The sequence below is a fragment of the Bacillus cereus group sp. MYBK195-1 genome (genome assembly GCF_051916605.1).
GTDB classification, from domain to species: domain Bacteria; phylum Bacillota; class Bacilli; order Bacillales; family Bacillaceae_G; genus Bacillus_A; species Bacillus_A cereus.
In genome coordinates, this window is sequence record NZ_JBQAGZ010000014.1 from 42716 (window position 1) to 58568 (window position 15853).

Sequence of the window (15853 nt, forward strand, 5' to 3'; positions counted from 1 at the left end):
ATAAAGAGCGTCAATGCTTCAACGCTCTCCTCTTCTTAATTTTTCTAATTTTTCTGTAATATCCTTACTAAATATCTTTCGCATGGCAGGCTGCTGTTCTTTCGCGTCTTTTGTACGCCTTCTTACTTGTTGTTCCATCGCTTGTACTTCCAACTCTAATTCACGCGCAGATTTTCGAAGGGCACCTTGCCCAAATATAACCCATTGTTCTGTATAATCAGAAGTCGCAACATATATTTGTGTATTTATATTTCTAAGCTCTATTGCAAGTTGCTCTATCTTTTCGTCTGCAGTTTGATTCTTTCGTGTGAATATTACTTCTACACGAGATTGTTTCATCTTTTTTTCAATACCATGGACTGTATAGGCATCAAAGACTATCATCACTTTTGTGCCTGTATAACCTTGATAATCCGCCATCTTATCAATAAGCGCATCTCTTGATGATTGTAAATCTACATCCCGCAGTTTCTTCAAATCTCCCCAAGCTCCGATAATGTTGTAACCGTCAACGATTAAAATATCGTTCATTTTTTATTTACCAATTTCGTGACGTTTACGATATACCTCATACATTAACAAACTTGCGGCTACTGAAGCATTTAAGGATGTAACTTTACCAACCATCGGTAGAGTGATTAAGAAATCACACTTTTCACCAATAATACGACTCATACCTTTTCCTTCACTACCAATTACTAATCCAATCGGCATTGTACCATCTAAATTACGGTAATCCGTTTTCCCTTTGGCATCTGTACCAGCAATCCAAAGTCCACGCTCTTTTAATTCATCAATTGTACGAGATAAGTTTGTTACGCGCGCAACAGGAATGTATTCAATCGCTCCTGTTGATGCTTTCGCAACTGATGCTGTAAGTCCCACAGCTCTTCTCTTCGGAATAATAATTCCATGAGCTCCTGTTGCATCAGCAGTACGCATAATAGAACCTAGGTTATGCGGATCTTCAATCTCATCTAAAATCAAGAAGAACGGATCTTCATTACGTTTTTCTGCCACTTTGAATAAATCTTCTAACTCTGCATACTGATATGCAGCTACTTGAGCAATTACACCTTGATGATTACCCTCAACTAATTGATCTAACTTTTTCTTTGGTGCATGTTGTAAAATAATCTTATTTTCTTTCGCTAACGCTAGTACAATTTGTACTTGTCCTTTGGCAGCACCTTCTGCGATCCAAATTTTATTAATATCTCTCCCTGATCTTAACGCTTCAATTACAGGGTTACGTCCGATAATATATTCACTAGTCATGATGATGTGCCCCCTTCCTTTTCTTCTAAAACTGCAATTGCCTTATATACAATTTCGTCTAATCTTTCACGATTATTTAATAAATGATGATAACCGATTAGTGCTTCAAAGGCTGTACTATGTCGATATGTTTGTACATCCGTATTTTTCGGAACTGTACCTGAATTTGCATTACGCCCTCTTCTTAATACCGCCTCTTCTTCCTCTGTCAAAAATGCCGTCTCTAATAAATGATAAACAACTTTCGCCTGTGCTTTTGCTGAAACAAAGCTCGTCCCTAAGCGATGTAATTGATTAGGGCGAACTTTTCCTTTTTGAAGGAGGTGATAGCGGATATATTGTTCATATACCGCATCACCCATATACGCTAACGCCAAGCTGTTTAATTGCTTTGCATCAATCATCCTTATCCTCTTTTCCATCTTGTACCTTGAGCGGTATCTTCTAAAATAATATTACGTTCTTTTAAATCGTCACGAATTTGATCAGACAATGCGAAATCGCGATTTTTACGAGCTTCAATGCGCTTTTGGATAAGCTCTTCAATTTCTTCATCCAGTAATTCTTCTTTTGATAATTCTAATCCTAAAATATCAAATAACGTTTCCAGTTGTTTTACGTATGCTTCAATCACAACTTTAGATGTATGCTCTTCAAGTAAATATTGATTTGCATGATTTGCTACGTTGTATAATTCGGTAATTGCATTTGCAGTGTTAAAGTCATCATTCATTGCCTCTTCAAATGCAGTCTGGAATTTCTCTATTTCAGCTAACCATTTCTCATTATGGTCCGTTAAATCCGTACTACTCTCCATACGATGCTTTAAGTTTCCATAAGCTGTTTTAATTCTTTCCAGTCCATTATTCGTACTTTGTAATAACTCTTCACTAAAGTTAATCGGGTGACGATAGTGTACTGATAACATAAAGAATCTAATTAACTGCGGGTCGTATTGCTTAATAATATCGTGAACTAAAATAAAGTTACCAAGCGATTTAGACATCTTCTCATTGTTAATATTAATATATCCATTATGCATCCAGTAACGTGCAAACGTTTTTCCAGTCAATGCCTCTGACTGCGCAATTTCATTTTCATGATGCGGGAACGCCAAATCTTGCCCACCAGCATGAATGTCAATTGTATCCCCTAAGTACTTACGCGCCATTGCTGAGCATTCAATATGCCATCCTGGACGTCCTTGCCCCCAAGGGCTTTCCCAGAAGATTTCTCCTTCTTTCGCAGCTTTCCATAAAGCAAAATCAAGAGGGTCTTGTTTCTTTTCCCCTACCTCAATACGAGCACCGTGACGTAAATCTGCGATTGGTTGATGTGATAATTTACCGTAACCTTCGAATTCCTTCGTCTTAAAGTACACATCACCCTCTGATTCATATGCATACCCTTTATTCACAAGTTCTTGAATAAATTCAATAATGATATCCATATTTTCTGTTACACGAGGATGAACTGTTGCATGTTTGCAACCTAGTGCTGTTACATCTTCAAAGTACGCTTCAACAAAACGATCAGCAATCGTTGGTACATCTTCACCTAATTCATTTGCCGCTTTAATTAATTTATCATCTACGTCCGTAAAGTTAGATACATATTGCACATCGTATCCTTTGTATTCTAAATAACGACGCACTGTATCGAATACCATAGGAGGTCTTGCATTCCCAATATGAATGTAGTTATAAACTGTAGGTCCGCATACATACATCTTTACCTTATTTTCTTCTAATGGAACAAACTCTTCTTTTTGACGTGTTAACGTATTATAAATGTGAATAGTCATTTTTATCCTTCCTTTCTACCTTTAATTCCAATTGTTTCTTCAATTTATCAAGTTCTACTTCCATAGCCTTTAATTTATCAAAAATCGGATCTGGAAGGTCAGAGTGATTTAATTCTTGACCAATCTTTACTCCATTTTGAATAACGACACGGCCAGGTATACCTACAACTGTAGAATGTGCAGGAACTTCTTTTAATACGACAGACCCTGCTCCGATTTTAGAATTCTCTCCCACAGTAATAGACCCAAGAACTTTAGCACCCGTCGCAATTAATACATTATCCTGAATTGTTGGGTGCCTCTTCCCTTTTTCTTTTCCTGTACCACCTAATGTAACCCCTTGATAAATCGTTACATTATCACCAATTTCACAAGTTTCTCCAATTACAACTCCCATTCCATGATCTATAAAAAAGCGTCGACCAATAGTTGCTCCTGGATGGATCTCAATGCCAGTAAAAAAGCGACTCACTTGTGAAACAAAACGTGCAAGAAAGAAAAAATTCCTTTTATAAAAAGCATGTGCAATTCGATGGGCCCAAACTGCATGTAATCCAGAGTAAGTTAAAATGACTTCGAAATAACCTCTTGCCGCTGGATCCTGTTCAAAAACGACTTCAATATCTTCCCGAAGCCTCTTAAACATCGGTGTTCCCTCCCCTTTATGGGCTGCTTTTTTGTCGAACGAACTAACTCCCCTAACTCATCACTTCTCCCCTAATTCTTTATATAAGGGGAGAAATTCTATATCTCTACCTATTTACACGGTATAAAAAAAAGGCGTCTCTGTCATATTGACAGAGACGCCTTTTAAGCGCGGTTCCACTCTGTTTAGGCTTAAAAAAGCCTCAAACTCATCCATGATAACGGTGTACACCGCTTCTGCTTACTTTGCGGCCTAAGACGTCCCACGAAGCAATTCGCTGTTCAGCAGAAGACTCGAAGGGGCATTTCAAAAATCCGCTTATAAACCACTCCCAGCCGAAAGGTGGTTCTCTCTGTAAAAAGCCTGATTTTCTACTTCTCCTTCTCGTCGCTTTTCCTTATTAGATTTTAGGTATACTTATTATATTTCTAAATCTAGAAAATGTTAACCAATTACTTTTTGAAGACGATTTAAAACTTTTTCTTTTCCAAGAAGTGCAATAGCATTCGGAAGCTCTGGACCATGCGTTTGTCCTGTAGTTGCAACACGGATTGGCATAAATAAATTTTTACCTTTATGTCCTGTTTCCTTTTGAACTGCTTTAATTGCTGCCTTAATTGCTGCTGGCTCCATTGCTTCTAGAGCTTCTATTTGACCAGCAAATGCACGAAGTACTTCAGGTACTTGTTCACCATTTAATACTTCTTGTCCTTCTTCTTCATAATCAACATGATCTTTAAAGAACATTTCAGAAAGCTCTACAATTTCAGCTCCAAAACTCATTTGTTCATGGTATAAAGCAATTACATCACGAATCCAAGCTTGGTCTTGTTCACTTAAAGTTTCTCCCACACGTCCAGCTTTCACTAAATGCGGTAAGCTTAACTCTACAACCGTATCTAAATCTTGCTTTTTCATATACTGGTTGTTCATCCATTTTAGTTTTTGAGAATCAAATAATGCAGGTGATTTTGATAAACGAGCTGCATCGAACATTTTGATAAACTCATCTTTAGAGAAGATTTCTTCTTCTCCTACCGGAGACCAACCTAGTAGTGCAATAAAGTTAAAAATTGCTTCTGGAAGATACCCAAGCTCTTTATATTGCTCAATAAATTGAATAATAGATTCATCACGCTTACTTAACTTTTTACGACTTTCATTAACAATTAGAGTCATATGACCGAATTGTGGAATATCCCAGCCGAAAGCTTCATAAATCATCATTTGTTTCGGTGTATTTGAAATATGATCATCACCACGAAGTACATGTGTAATTTCCATTAGATGATCATCTACTGCTACTGCAAAGTTATAAGTTGGAATTCCATCTTTTTTCACAATAACAAAATCACCGAAATCATTTGAATGGAACGCAACTTCATCTTTTACAATATCTTTGAATGTGTAGTCACGATCAGCTGGTACACGGAAACGAATACTTGGAATACGTCCCTCAGCTTCAAATTCTTTCACTTGTTCTTCAGTTAATTCACGGTGGTTACCTGCGTAACGAGGTGTTTCACCGCGAGCGATTTGTCCTTCACGCTCTGCTTCTAGCTCTTCTTCTGTCATATAACATTTATAAGCTAGACCACGCTCTAATAAATCTTCATATAATTTTTTATAAATATCTAAACGCTCTGTTTGGCGATATGGTCCAAATTCACCACCAACATCAACACCTTCATCCCAGTCCATACCGAGCCATTTCAAGTATTTTAATTGGCTTTCTTCTCCACCAGCCACGTTACGTTTTACATCAGTATCTTCAATACGAATAATAAATTTGCCATCTAAATGACGAGCAAATAAATAATTAAATAATGCCGTACGCGCATTTCCGATATGTAAGTGTCCTGTTGGACTTGGCGCGTAGCGCACTCTCACTTGCTTTTCCATAATTGGTACACCTTCCATTCTTAATGTCAACACATTCTATAATTGTACACCAAAAAAATGTGATTATCCATCTTACGAATTAAAAACCATTATTTTTTCTGTAATAAAACAACCGCTTGAGAAGCAATCCCTTCTTCTCTACCTGTAAATCCTAATTTTTCTGTTGTTGTTGCCTTTACATTAATGTTATTGATAGACGTTTCTAACAGTTCACTAATGCGCTTACGCATGCTCTCAATATGTGGTGCCATTTTTGGTTTTTGAGCAATAATTGTACAATCTAAATTCCCTAACTCGTAACCTTGTTCACGCACAAATTCCCAAACTTTTTGTAACAATACAGCTGAATCTGCATCTTTAAAAGCTGGGTCTGTATCAGGAAAATGCTTTCCGATATCTCCTGCTGCAATCGCACCTAAACATGCATCAGCAATCGTATGTAACAATACATCTGCATCTGAATGACCGATTAATCCTTTCTCGTGTGGAATTGTAATTCCACCGATAATCAACGGACGCCCTTCCGCAAATTCATGTACATCAAAACCTTGTCCAATTCGAAACATCCTTACTTCCTCCTTAAGCTAAACTACTGAGCTTTATGACTCTATATTATATCGCTATCCTTATAAAGAAAAGCCCGGCTGTTGCCGAGCTTTTCTTTATTAACACATCATCAACGTTATTTCTTCTGAACACGAAGGAAACTTTCAGCAATTAGTAGATCTTCCGGAGTCGTCACTTTAATATTATAGTAACTCCCCTCCACTACACCAACTTGCTTCCCAACGCGTTCTACGAGACTTGCATCATCTGTGCCAAGAAAACAACTTTGCTTTGCGCTTCTATGAGCTTCTAGCAAAAGAGAAACAGAGAATCCTTGTGGTGTCTGTACAGCGTTAAGTTGAGACCGCTCTACCGTTTCTACAACAACACCCTGCTCTACTTTCTTAACAGTATCTTTTACTGGCACTGCACAAATGGAAGCTCCATATTTTTCTGCTGCAGTTAATACATCGCGAATCACTTTATTCGTTACGAACGGGCGCGCCCCGTCATGAACAAGAACATATTCGACACCACTCGCATACTGAAGTGCGTTATATACGCTATCTTGTCTTTCGGCTCCACCCTGAATAAATTGTACCTGCTTTTCAATCTGGTACTTCTGCATCAACTCTTCAAAATACGGGCGTTCTTCTTCGTTAATTGCCATAATAATACTTTTGCACGCTTTATCTTTTTCAAAAGCACGCAATGTGTGCACAATAATTGGTACTTCATCTATAAGTAAAAATAACTTATTTTTACCAGCACCCATTCGTTTCCCTTGGCCCGCTGCCGGAATAATTAATGTATACATATTAATAATCCTCTACTTATAATGCTTTTTCTAGCAATTTACGTTTTGCGAAAATCATACGACCAGCCGATGTTTGTAATACGCTAGTAACAAGTACATCAAGTTGTGAACCCACATACTCTCTACCATCTTCTACTACAATCATCGTACCATCATCTAAGTATGCAACACCTTGATTCTGTTCTTTACCATCTTTCACAACATAAACACTTAATTCTTCACCAGGAAGTACGACTGGTTTAATCGCATTAGCTAAATCATTAATGTTTAACACCGTAACCCCTTGTAATTCAGAAACTTTGTTTAAATTGAAATCGTTTGTTACTACAGTTCCACCAGTGATTTTTGCCAACTTTACAAGCTTGCTATCTACTTCTTGGATATCATCGAAATCGCCTTCATAAATTTCTACCGGAATTGGCATCTCCTTTTGAATACGATTTAAAATGTCTAGTCCTCTGCGGCCACGATTACGCTTTAAAGCATCTGAAGAATCGGCAATATGCTGAAGCTCTTCTAATACGAATTGTGGAATGACGATTGTTCCTTCTAAAAACTTTGTTTGGCAAATATCTGCAATACGTCCATCAATAATTACACTCGTATCGAGAATTTTCCAATGAGTCGTAGATTTTTCCGCTTCGACCTCTACCTCTTCATTCTCACTATTGTTTTTCTTTTTACCTCCGCGTTGGGGTAATGTAAATAATCCTAGCAATTCATTCCTCTTTTTAAATCCTACTTGGAATCCTAAATATCCAAGTAAAAGGGTGAAGAACACTTGCAACACCGTACTAATAACTGGAATTGTAAATTCACGAATTGGTATCAAAATTAAATATGCAACAATAAGACCAGAGATTAATCCTAATGTACCAAATAAAACATCTGCTACAGGCGCCTTTACAAGAGCCTCTTCAATATGCTTAATAAGTTGAACAATATAATCTACAAGCCAAAATGTTGTTAAAAATAAAATAATTGCACCAATAATTGCACGAACATAAGATCCTTCCAACAAAGGAACCGCACCGATATCTAATACATTAATAATTTTTGGGATTAAGTAAATCCCTAACGCTCCCCCGATCACTAAAAAGAAGAGCTGTACAATCCGTTTTAACATCCAACCACCTCCTACTCATTATTAACCATTGTTTCGCTAATCAAAACGCCGAATGCAAAAGCGGACGTGTTTTTTTGTAAATAGTTTTATTTACCAATATATCATATCATATACCAAAAATGTTCTAGTGTCGTTATATTATAGAATCAATGTAATATTCTTAATTGTGTCTACTCATATAGAGATGCTCTTGAATTCTTTTTAGACCTTCTCGTATTTTCTTCGCTCTCACTTCTCCAATTCCTTCCACATCATCCAATTCATTAATAGTTGCTCGGCAAACACCTTGCAATGTTTTAAATCGATTAATTAAATTCTCGATAATAAGTGGCGGAACACGAGAAATCTTGCTTGTGATTCGGTATCCTCTAGGTGTCACACTTTCTTCTAAACTTGTTTGTCCTGAATACCCAAGTAATTTAACTAAATCACTATCCTCTAAAAGTTGTGTATTTGCAAGATCTTGTAACTTTTTCAAGATTTGATGATGGTCTTGTGTTTTCTCCTGGTGATAATCTTTAATTAACAATGCTGCCTCTGCCTCTAAATCAGCTAGTAATTCTGTAAGCTGTAAACGAATTAACCTACCTTCTGTTCCTAGCTCATGAATATAGCTCAATATTTCATTTTTTATACGCAGCACCATTTCAACACTATGTAAAACGTGAACCACCTCGGACATTGTAACGACCTCTTCAAATTCTAGAATACCCAAATTCGTAATGCCGTCATTCCATACAGCCTTATATTTTTCTAGCGTTTGAATTGCTTGATTTGCCTTCGTTAAAATGACACCTATATCTTTTAGTGTATAACGTAAGTTCCCTTGATATAGCGTAATTACATTACGTCTTTGTGAAATGGCCACAACAAGGCTGCCCGTCTGCTTTGCTACACGCTCTGCTGTTCGGTGACGCATACCTGTTTCAATAGAATCAATAGATGAATCCGGAACTAACTGTGCGTTTGCAATTAAAATTTTACTTCCAGTTTCATTTAAAATAAGTGCTCCATCCATTTTTGCTAATTCATATAAACTAGCAGGAGAGAATGCGCAATTAATATGAAAACCACCATCAACAATGCTTTTAATCTGCTCATTATACCCAAGAACAATTAGTCCCCCTGTTTGTGCGCGAAGTACATTATCTATCCCTTCGCGCAGTGGTGTTCCCGGGGCCACGAGCTGTAAAATATTAATTATACTTTTGACACGTTGCTTATTTTCTTCCATAGCCTAGCCTCCTAATGTCAAACGAAGCGCTTCTCCTAAATTAGAAACACCTACAACCTCAATCCCCTCTGGAATTGTCCACCCCCCTAAATTTTTTCTAGGAATGATAGCACGTTGAAATCCTAATTTAGCTGCTTCTTGTACACGTTGTTCGATTCTTGATACTCTTCTTATTTCTCCAGTTAATCCAACTTCTCCTATTACCGCATCAGTTGGTGCCGTAGATTTATCTCTAAAACTTGAAGCTATACTTAAGGCAACAGCTAAATCAATTGCCGGTTCATCTAATTTCAAACCACCAGCTACTTTTAAATACGCATCTTGATTTTGTAATAGTAAACCTGTTCTTTTCTCTAGTACCGCCATAATAAGCGAGACACGATTATGATCAATTCCTGTCGCCATTCTTCGAGGATTTCCAAAACTAGTAGGGGAAATTAATGCCTGTATTTCTACTAAAACTGGTCTTGTTCCTTCCATCGAGGCAACTACTGTTGAACCTGCAACTCCAACTGGTCTTTCCTCAAGGAAAATTTCAGAAGGATTTAAGACTTCTGCAAGGCCAAGTTCTTTCATTTCAAAGATACCCATTTCATTCGTAGAACCAAAACGATTCTTTACAGCTCGTAAAATACGATATGTATGGTGTCGATCTCCTTCAAAGTAAAGAACTGCATCGACCATATGTTCTAGCATACGCGGTCCCGCAATTGCACCTTCTTTTGTCACATGCCCTACGATAAAAATTGGGATTCCCTTTGTTTTTGCAAGTTTCATTAATTCTGCTGTACATTCACGTACTTGCGCCACACTACCAGGAGCTGATGTCACTTCAGGTAAATGTATTGTTTGAATAGAATCAATAACAACAAAAGCAGGATTCATCTCTTCAATATGTGCTGCAATACGCTGTAAATCTGTCTCTGATACAACAAATAGATTACTACCATTTACATGTAAACGATCTGCACGAAGTTTAATCTGCTTTGCTGACTCCTCACCTGATATATACAATACATCATATGAAGCATCTGCTAATTGCGAGGAAATCTGTAATAATAACGTTGATTTTCCAATCCCAGGGTCCCCACCAATAAGTACTAAAGATCCATCTACAATTCCGCCACCTAGTACACGGTTAAACTCCTGAAATTTTGTTTCAATACGTGCCTCAGACTTTGTTTCTACTTCTGTAAGACGTCTTGGTTTTGTTACTTCTGTTTGAATTGCATTTGCATAATTTAGGCGTCTGGATGATACAACGGGTTCCATCTCTTCAACAAGCGAATTCCATTGACCACACCCTGGACATTTACCCATATATTTTGGTGATTGATAACCACACTCTTGACATGTGAATTTTGTTTTCTTTTTAGCCATATCTTTTTATATTTCACTTCGCTTTCATCTATAAACATTTGACCTTCTCGTACAAGAAAGAGGGCTATCTCGTAGCCCTCTTAGTTTGTCTATACTTATTTTACCTTTTCAGCACTATGAATGACAAATGTTTCCCCTTCTACATCAAAGATAACTTTTTGCCCTTTCTCAATAGCACCTTTTAAAAGTTCTTCCGATAGTCTATCTTCTACATGCTTCTGAATTGCTCTACGTAGTGGACGAGCACCATATTCACGATCAAACCCTTTATCAGCAATAGCTGCAATCGCCCCTTCTGTTAATTGCAATTCAATTTCTTGTTCTTTTAAGCGATTCACTAACTGATTTACCATAAGAGTCACAATTTCTTGAATATGTTTTTTCTCAAGCATATGGAATACGATAATTTCATCAATACGGTTTAAGAATTCTGGACGAAATGCCTTTTTCAGCTCATCCATTACTTTACCTTTCATATCCGAATAATCACGGCTTTCATCTTGTACGTTAAATCCAAGATGTTTGTTACGTTTTAACGCCTCAGCACCAACGTTAGACGTCATAATAACAATCGTATTACGGAAGTCAACTGTACGTCCTTTAGAATCAGTTAAACGACCATCTTCCAATACCTGTAGTAAAATATTAAATACATCGGGATGCGCCTTCTCTACTTCATCTAATAGGACAACTGAATACGGCTTACGACGAACCTTCTCTGTTAATTGTCCGCCTTCTTCATACCCAACATATCCTGGAGGAGAACCAACTAAGCGAGAAGTTGAATGTTTCTCCATATACTCAGACATATCAATGCGAATCATTGCATCCTCATCACCGAACATAGATTCTGCCAATGCTCTTGCTAATTCTGTTTTACCTACACCTGTTGGTCCTAAGAAAATAAATGAACCAATTGGACGTTTCGGATCTTTTAGTCCTGCTCTTGCACGACGAACAGCTTTCGCTACAGCCACTACCGCTTCATCCTGGCCGATGACACGATCATGAAGAATGGATTCTAAGTTTAATAATTTATCAGTCTCTGTTTGTGCAAGTTTAGAAACAGGGATACGTGTCCATGTAGAAACGACATTTGCAATATCTTCTACCGTAACCTCTGAATTTTCTTTTCCTTGTTGCTCTTTCCACTGACGCTTTGTATCTTCCAATTTTTCACGTAAGCGTTGTTCCATATCACGTAAGGAAGCAGCCTTTTCAAACTCTTGACTTTGTACAGCCGCATCTTTTTCTTTTCGAATTTCCTCAAGCTTCACTTCAAGCTCTTTTAAGTTTGGTGGTGTTGTATAAGAGCGTAAGCGAACCTTTGAAGCAGCTTCATCAATTAAATCAATTGCTTTATCCGGTAAGAAACGATCCGTAATATAACGATCAGAAAGTTTTACAGCTGCATCAATTGCATCATCTGTAATAGACACACGGTGATGCGCCTCATAACGATCGCGTAAACCTTTCAAGATTTGAGTTGATTCTTCTAGACTCGGCTCATCAACATGAATTGGCTGGAAACGTCTCTCTAAAGCTGCATCCTTTTCAATATATTTACGATACTCATCTAAAGTTGTCGCACCAATACATTGTAATTCTCCGCGTGCTAAAGATGGTTTTAAAATATTTGATGCATCGATTGCACCTTCTGCTCCACCTGCACCGATTAATGTATGAAGTTCATCAATAAATAGAATAATATTCCCTGCTTGACGTATTTCATCCATTACTTTCTTTAAACGATCTTCAAACTCACCACGATATTTCGTCCCAGCTACCACTGTTCCCATATCTAGTGTCATAACACGCTTATCTCTTAACGTTTCAGGAACTTCATTATTTACGATTTGCTGTGCTAACCCTTCAGCAATTGCTGTTTTACCTACACCAGGCTCTCCAATTAACACTGGATTGTTTTTTGTTCTACGGCTTAACACTTCAATTACACGTTGAATTTCTTTACTACGTCCAATAACAGGATCCAAACGATTCTCACGTGCAACAACTGTTAAGTCGCGCGCTAAACTGTCTAGTGTCGGTGTATTGGCATTTGTCGATGAACCACCTTGGTGACCTGAACTTGCTTCGTTACTTCCAAGAAGTTGTAACACTTGTTGTCTTGCTTTGTTGAGGCTTACGCCTAAATTATTTAAAACACGTGCCGCTACACCTTCACCTTCACGGATTAAGCCAAGTAAAATATGTTCTGTTCCAACGTAAGAATGTCCTAGCTTACGCGCTTCATCCATAGACAATTCAATAACTTTTTTAGCACGAGGTGTATAATGTACAGTTTGAGAAGCTTCTGTTCCACGTCCAATTAACGCTTCTACCTCTTTTTGCACTTTTTCCGGGCTCAATCCAAGAGCAATTAACGCTTTTGCTGCAATTCCTTCACCTTCGCGTACAAGCCCAAGTAAAATATGTTCTGTTCCAATATTATTATGCCCAATGCGAATTGCTTCCTCTTGAGATAAAGCTAATACTTTCTGTGCTCTTTCTGTAAATCTTCCAAACATCATAGAAATCGCCTCCTACTTGCGCTTAGTTTTTTTCAATACGTAATCGCTCACGGATTAAGGTTGCTCTTCGATAATCTCTTTCTTCTGGTCCTAAAGGTCCTCCTGCGTATTGTTGTAAAATACCTGGTTGCGTAAGAACCATTAGCTCAGTCAAAATATTTCTCGATATACCTTTTATATATCCTAGATCAATACCAAGTCGTACATCCGATAAGCAAGTTGCCGCTTCTGCAGATTGAATTAAACGACTGTTTGCTAGTATACCGTAAGAACGATAAACCTTATCTTCAAGCTCAATACTCGAATTTTGTACAATTAATTCTCTGGCCAATTTTTCTTGTTGTATAATTTGCTGCATGACACTCTTTAAATCTGCAATAATATCTACTTCGGATTTCCCTAGCGTCATTTGATTTGACACTTGAAATATATTACCTAACGCTTCGCTACCTTCACCGTATATTCCTCTTACTACTAACCCTAATTTTTGAATTACTTGTATAATACGGCTAATTCTTTTTGTTAAAACCAGCCCTGGTAAATGAATCATTACAGAAGCTCTTAATCCTGTACCAACGTTAGTAGGACAACTCGTAATATATCCAAGTGATTCATCAAAAGCATATTCAACCTCTTTCTCAATCCAATTATCTATTTGATTAGCGCTTTGAAGCGCCTTTGATAACTGTAGCCCTGGAAATAGGCACTGAATCCTAATGTGGTCTTCCTCATTAAGCATCACACTAATGTGTTCGCTTTCTGATAACAGACATGCTCCATATTCGGTCCCTGCGAGATTTGGACTAATTAAATGCTTTTCGACTAAAACTCTCCTTTGAAGAGGCGTTAATTCATTCATTTTTAATAATCCAAACTTCCCAAAGGGCTCTACCGATTTATTTATAAATTTCTTTTTAAATAATTCTTGAACCTGTTGAGCTTCCTCTTCGTTTTGCATAGTAGAAAATTGATATTGCTTAAAATTACGAGCCAAACGAATTCGACTACTTAAAACAATATCAGAATCAGGGCCATCCCCCTTCATCCATGGACTAATCGCTTCATTCATAATTTTGTCCAGTGACATAGAACTACTCCCCCTCTCTATGCTCACTAAGCTGAGTTTCAAGCCCTCGAATTTCATCTCTTACCTCAGCAGCTTTCTCAAACTCCTCATTCTGTACATATTGTTTCAGAATAAGTTTTAGTTCATCTAATTCTTTCTTTAAGTGGATATTTCCTTCCATTCGTTCCGGAAATTTTCCACAATGTTCTGTATGTCCACCATGAAGTCGCTTTAACAATGGGTTTAAGTGTCCTTTAAATGTATCGTAACAAGAAGCACAACCAAAGCGTCCCACTTTTGTAAAATGTTCATATGTCATCTTACAATCTGGACATCTTACTGTATTTGTATTTGAAAACCCGTTTTTTTCTTCTCCAAACATTGTTGATTCACCGTGTAATAAACCAGCAAATACATCATGAAATGAAAAGTTAGACTGTGATGATTGAAAGAAAGACGTATAGCCACTTTGCTCCGCACATTGCTCACAAAGATGAACTTCCGCCTTCTTCTCGTTGATTACTTTTGTATAATGTAAAGTTGCTGGTCTTATATTACAGTTTTGACAAGTCATCAATATCCCCACCTTTACAATAGGAACGATCTACCTCATGATACTTTTCATACATTACTAGATTGTCCTCTTTCCTTAATCCATTTAGATAAAAGTACATGCTCTTTTTCAAAACTTCTACAATATTTAACTGCCCTATCTTAATTATCATTCTTTTACAAAAGCTGTATTTATTTATATTTCAGTGTTCTTAACATTGCGCATAATATTCGAGCCCTAAGTTCATCTCGAGAAGGAATATCCATTGATAATACAGAACGATCTAGTACACTTAACATTAGTTTTGCTTCACGGCCTGTTATAATTCCCTCTTCTAATAAACGTATAATCATACTCTCTGCATTCCCTTGTGCAACGCTATGATCAATCATATGAAGCATTTGATCAATAATGTCTATATCATCATGCAGTTTGACTTTTATAATGCGAATGTAACCTCCACCACCACGTTTACTTTCTACTATAAATCCTCTTTCTAATGTAAAACGGGTATTGATTACATAATTGATTTGAGATGGTACGCACTCGAATCGATCCGCAATCTCATTTCTTTTGATTTCAATCACATTATTATTACTTAAGTCAATAACTTGCTTTAGATATTGCTCAATGATATCAGATATATTTCTCATTTATCCGCCACCTTTATTGACTTTGACTATCTTTGACTTTAATTATATACGTATTAATAAAATTTGCAACTCTTTTGCTTATTCACTATCCTAGCCACATTCCCCTGTATTTAATCAACATGGTAATTATTTAAGCACATTTTTTTAATTACTATGGATTATAAAAGAAAACACGAAAAAACACGAGTCATTTGACTCGTGTTTAGTTGCTTGGCGACGTCCTACTCTCACAGGGACAAGGTCCCAACTACCATCGGCGCTAGAGAGCTTAACTTCCGTGTTCGGTATGGGAACGGGTGTGACCTCTCTGCCATCAT

15 protein-coding genes, 1 rRNA gene and 1 other annotated feature are annotated in these 15853 nt (G+C 37.3%); all 16 genes read right to left on the reverse strand.

Annotation, left to right across the window (positions count from 1 at the left end; all coding sequences use genetic code 11):
* Positions 1-18 precede the first annotated feature (18 nt).
* Complete coding sequence (locus tag ACTFRY_RS28885) at positions 19-531, reverse strand: NYN domain-containing protein (RefSeq protein ID WP_000997885.1); 513 nt, start codon at positions 529-531, stop codon at positions 19-21.
* Positions 532-534: 3 nt separating this feature from the next.
* A complete protein-coding gene (gene rlmB, locus ACTFRY_RS28890) occupies positions 535-1278 on the reverse strand; it encodes a 23S rRNA (guanosine(2251)-2'-O)-methyltransferase RlmB (RefSeq protein WP_000200237.1) in 744 nt (247 codons plus the stop codon).
* Positions 1275-1682: a Mini-ribonuclease 3 gene (locus ACTFRY_RS28895; protein WP_000564261.1), complete on the reverse strand. Its 408-nt coding sequence runs from the start codon at positions 1680-1682 to the stop codon at positions 1275-1277. The genes rlmB and ACTFRY_RS28895 overlap by 4 nt, the downstream gene beginning before the upstream one ends.
* Before the next feature lie 2 nt (positions 1683-1684).
* Positions 1685-3082 carry a cysteine--tRNA ligase gene (gene cysS / locus ACTFRY_RS28900; RefSeq protein WP_000152276.1) on the reverse strand — a complete coding sequence of 466 codons (1398 nt, stop codon included), beginning with the start codon at positions 3080-3082 and terminating at the stop codon, positions 1685-1687.
* A complete protein-coding gene (cysE, locus tag ACTFRY_RS28905; RefSeq protein ID WP_000476497.1) occupies positions 3063-3728 on the reverse strand; it encodes a serine O-acetyltransferase in 666 nt (221 codons plus the stop codon). Before cysE ends, cysS begins: the two co-directional genes overlap by 20 nt.
* A gap of 150 nt (positions 3729-3878) precedes the next feature.
* Positions 3879-4125: a binding site (T-box leader), on the reverse strand.
* Positions 4126-4172: 47 nt separating this feature from the next.
* Entirely contained in the window at positions 4173-5630 is a 1458-nt protein-coding gene (gene gltX / locus ACTFRY_RS28910; RefSeq protein WP_000415143.1) for a glutamate--tRNA ligase, read from the reverse strand.
* An 89-nt stretch (positions 5631-5719) separates the two neighbouring features.
* On the reverse strand, positions 5720-6196 hold the full coding sequence (gene ispF / locus ACTFRY_RS28915) for a 2-C-methyl-D-erythritol 2,4-cyclodiphosphate synthase (RefSeq protein ID WP_000488388.1): 477 nt from the start codon (positions 6194-6196) through the stop codon (positions 5720-5722).
* Between the two features lie 116 nt (positions 6197-6312).
* Entirely contained in the window at positions 6313-6993 is a 681-nt protein-coding gene (ispD, locus tag ACTFRY_RS28920) for a 2-C-methyl-D-erythritol 4-phosphate cytidylyltransferase (protein ID WP_000288286.1), read from the reverse strand.
* Positions 6994-7009: 16 nt separating this feature from the next.
* Entirely contained in the window at positions 7010-8119 is a 1110-nt protein-coding gene (locus tag ACTFRY_RS28925) for a PIN/TRAM domain-containing protein (protein ID WP_000919677.1), read from the reverse strand.
* Positions 8120-8279: 160 nt separating this feature from the next.
* Positions 8280-9353, reverse strand: a complete 1074-nt coding sequence (gene disA, locus ACTFRY_RS28930; protein ID WP_000392159.1) for a DNA integrity scanning diadenylate cyclase DisA — start codon at positions 9351-9353, stop codon at positions 8280-8282.
* A 3-nt stretch (positions 9354-9356) separates the two neighbouring features.
* Complete coding sequence (radA, locus tag ACTFRY_RS28935) at positions 9357-10733, reverse strand: DNA repair protein RadA (RefSeq protein ID WP_001085202.1); 1377 nt, start codon at positions 10731-10733, stop codon at positions 9357-9359.
* A gap of 95 nt (positions 10734-10828) precedes the next feature.
* A complete protein-coding gene (clpC, locus tag ACTFRY_RS28940; RefSeq protein WP_000971184.1) occupies positions 10829-13264 on the reverse strand; it encodes an ATP-dependent protease ATP-binding subunit ClpC in 2436 nt (811 codons plus the stop codon).
* Positions 13265-13286: 22 nt separating this feature from the next.
* Positions 13287-14351, reverse strand: coding sequence for a protein arginine kinase (locus ACTFRY_RS28945; protein WP_000050843.1), 1065 nt, complete (start codon positions 14349-14351; stop codon positions 13287-13289).
* Positions 14352-14355: 4 nt separating this feature from the next.
* A complete protein-coding gene (locus ACTFRY_RS28950; RefSeq protein ID WP_098617322.1) occupies positions 14356-14904 on the reverse strand; it encodes a UvrB/UvrC motif-containing protein in 549 nt (182 codons plus the stop codon).
* A gap of 170 nt (positions 14905-15074) precedes the next feature.
* Positions 15075-15536 carry a transcriptional regulator CtsR gene (gene ctsR, locus ACTFRY_RS28955; protein ID WP_001244558.1) on the reverse strand — a complete coding sequence of 154 codons (462 nt, stop codon included), beginning with the start codon at positions 15534-15536 and terminating at the stop codon, positions 15075-15077.
* A 208-nt stretch (positions 15537-15744) separates the two neighbouring features.
* Positions 15745-15853, reverse strand: a 5S ribosomal RNA gene (gene rrf / locus ACTFRY_RS28960); the annotation flags it as partial.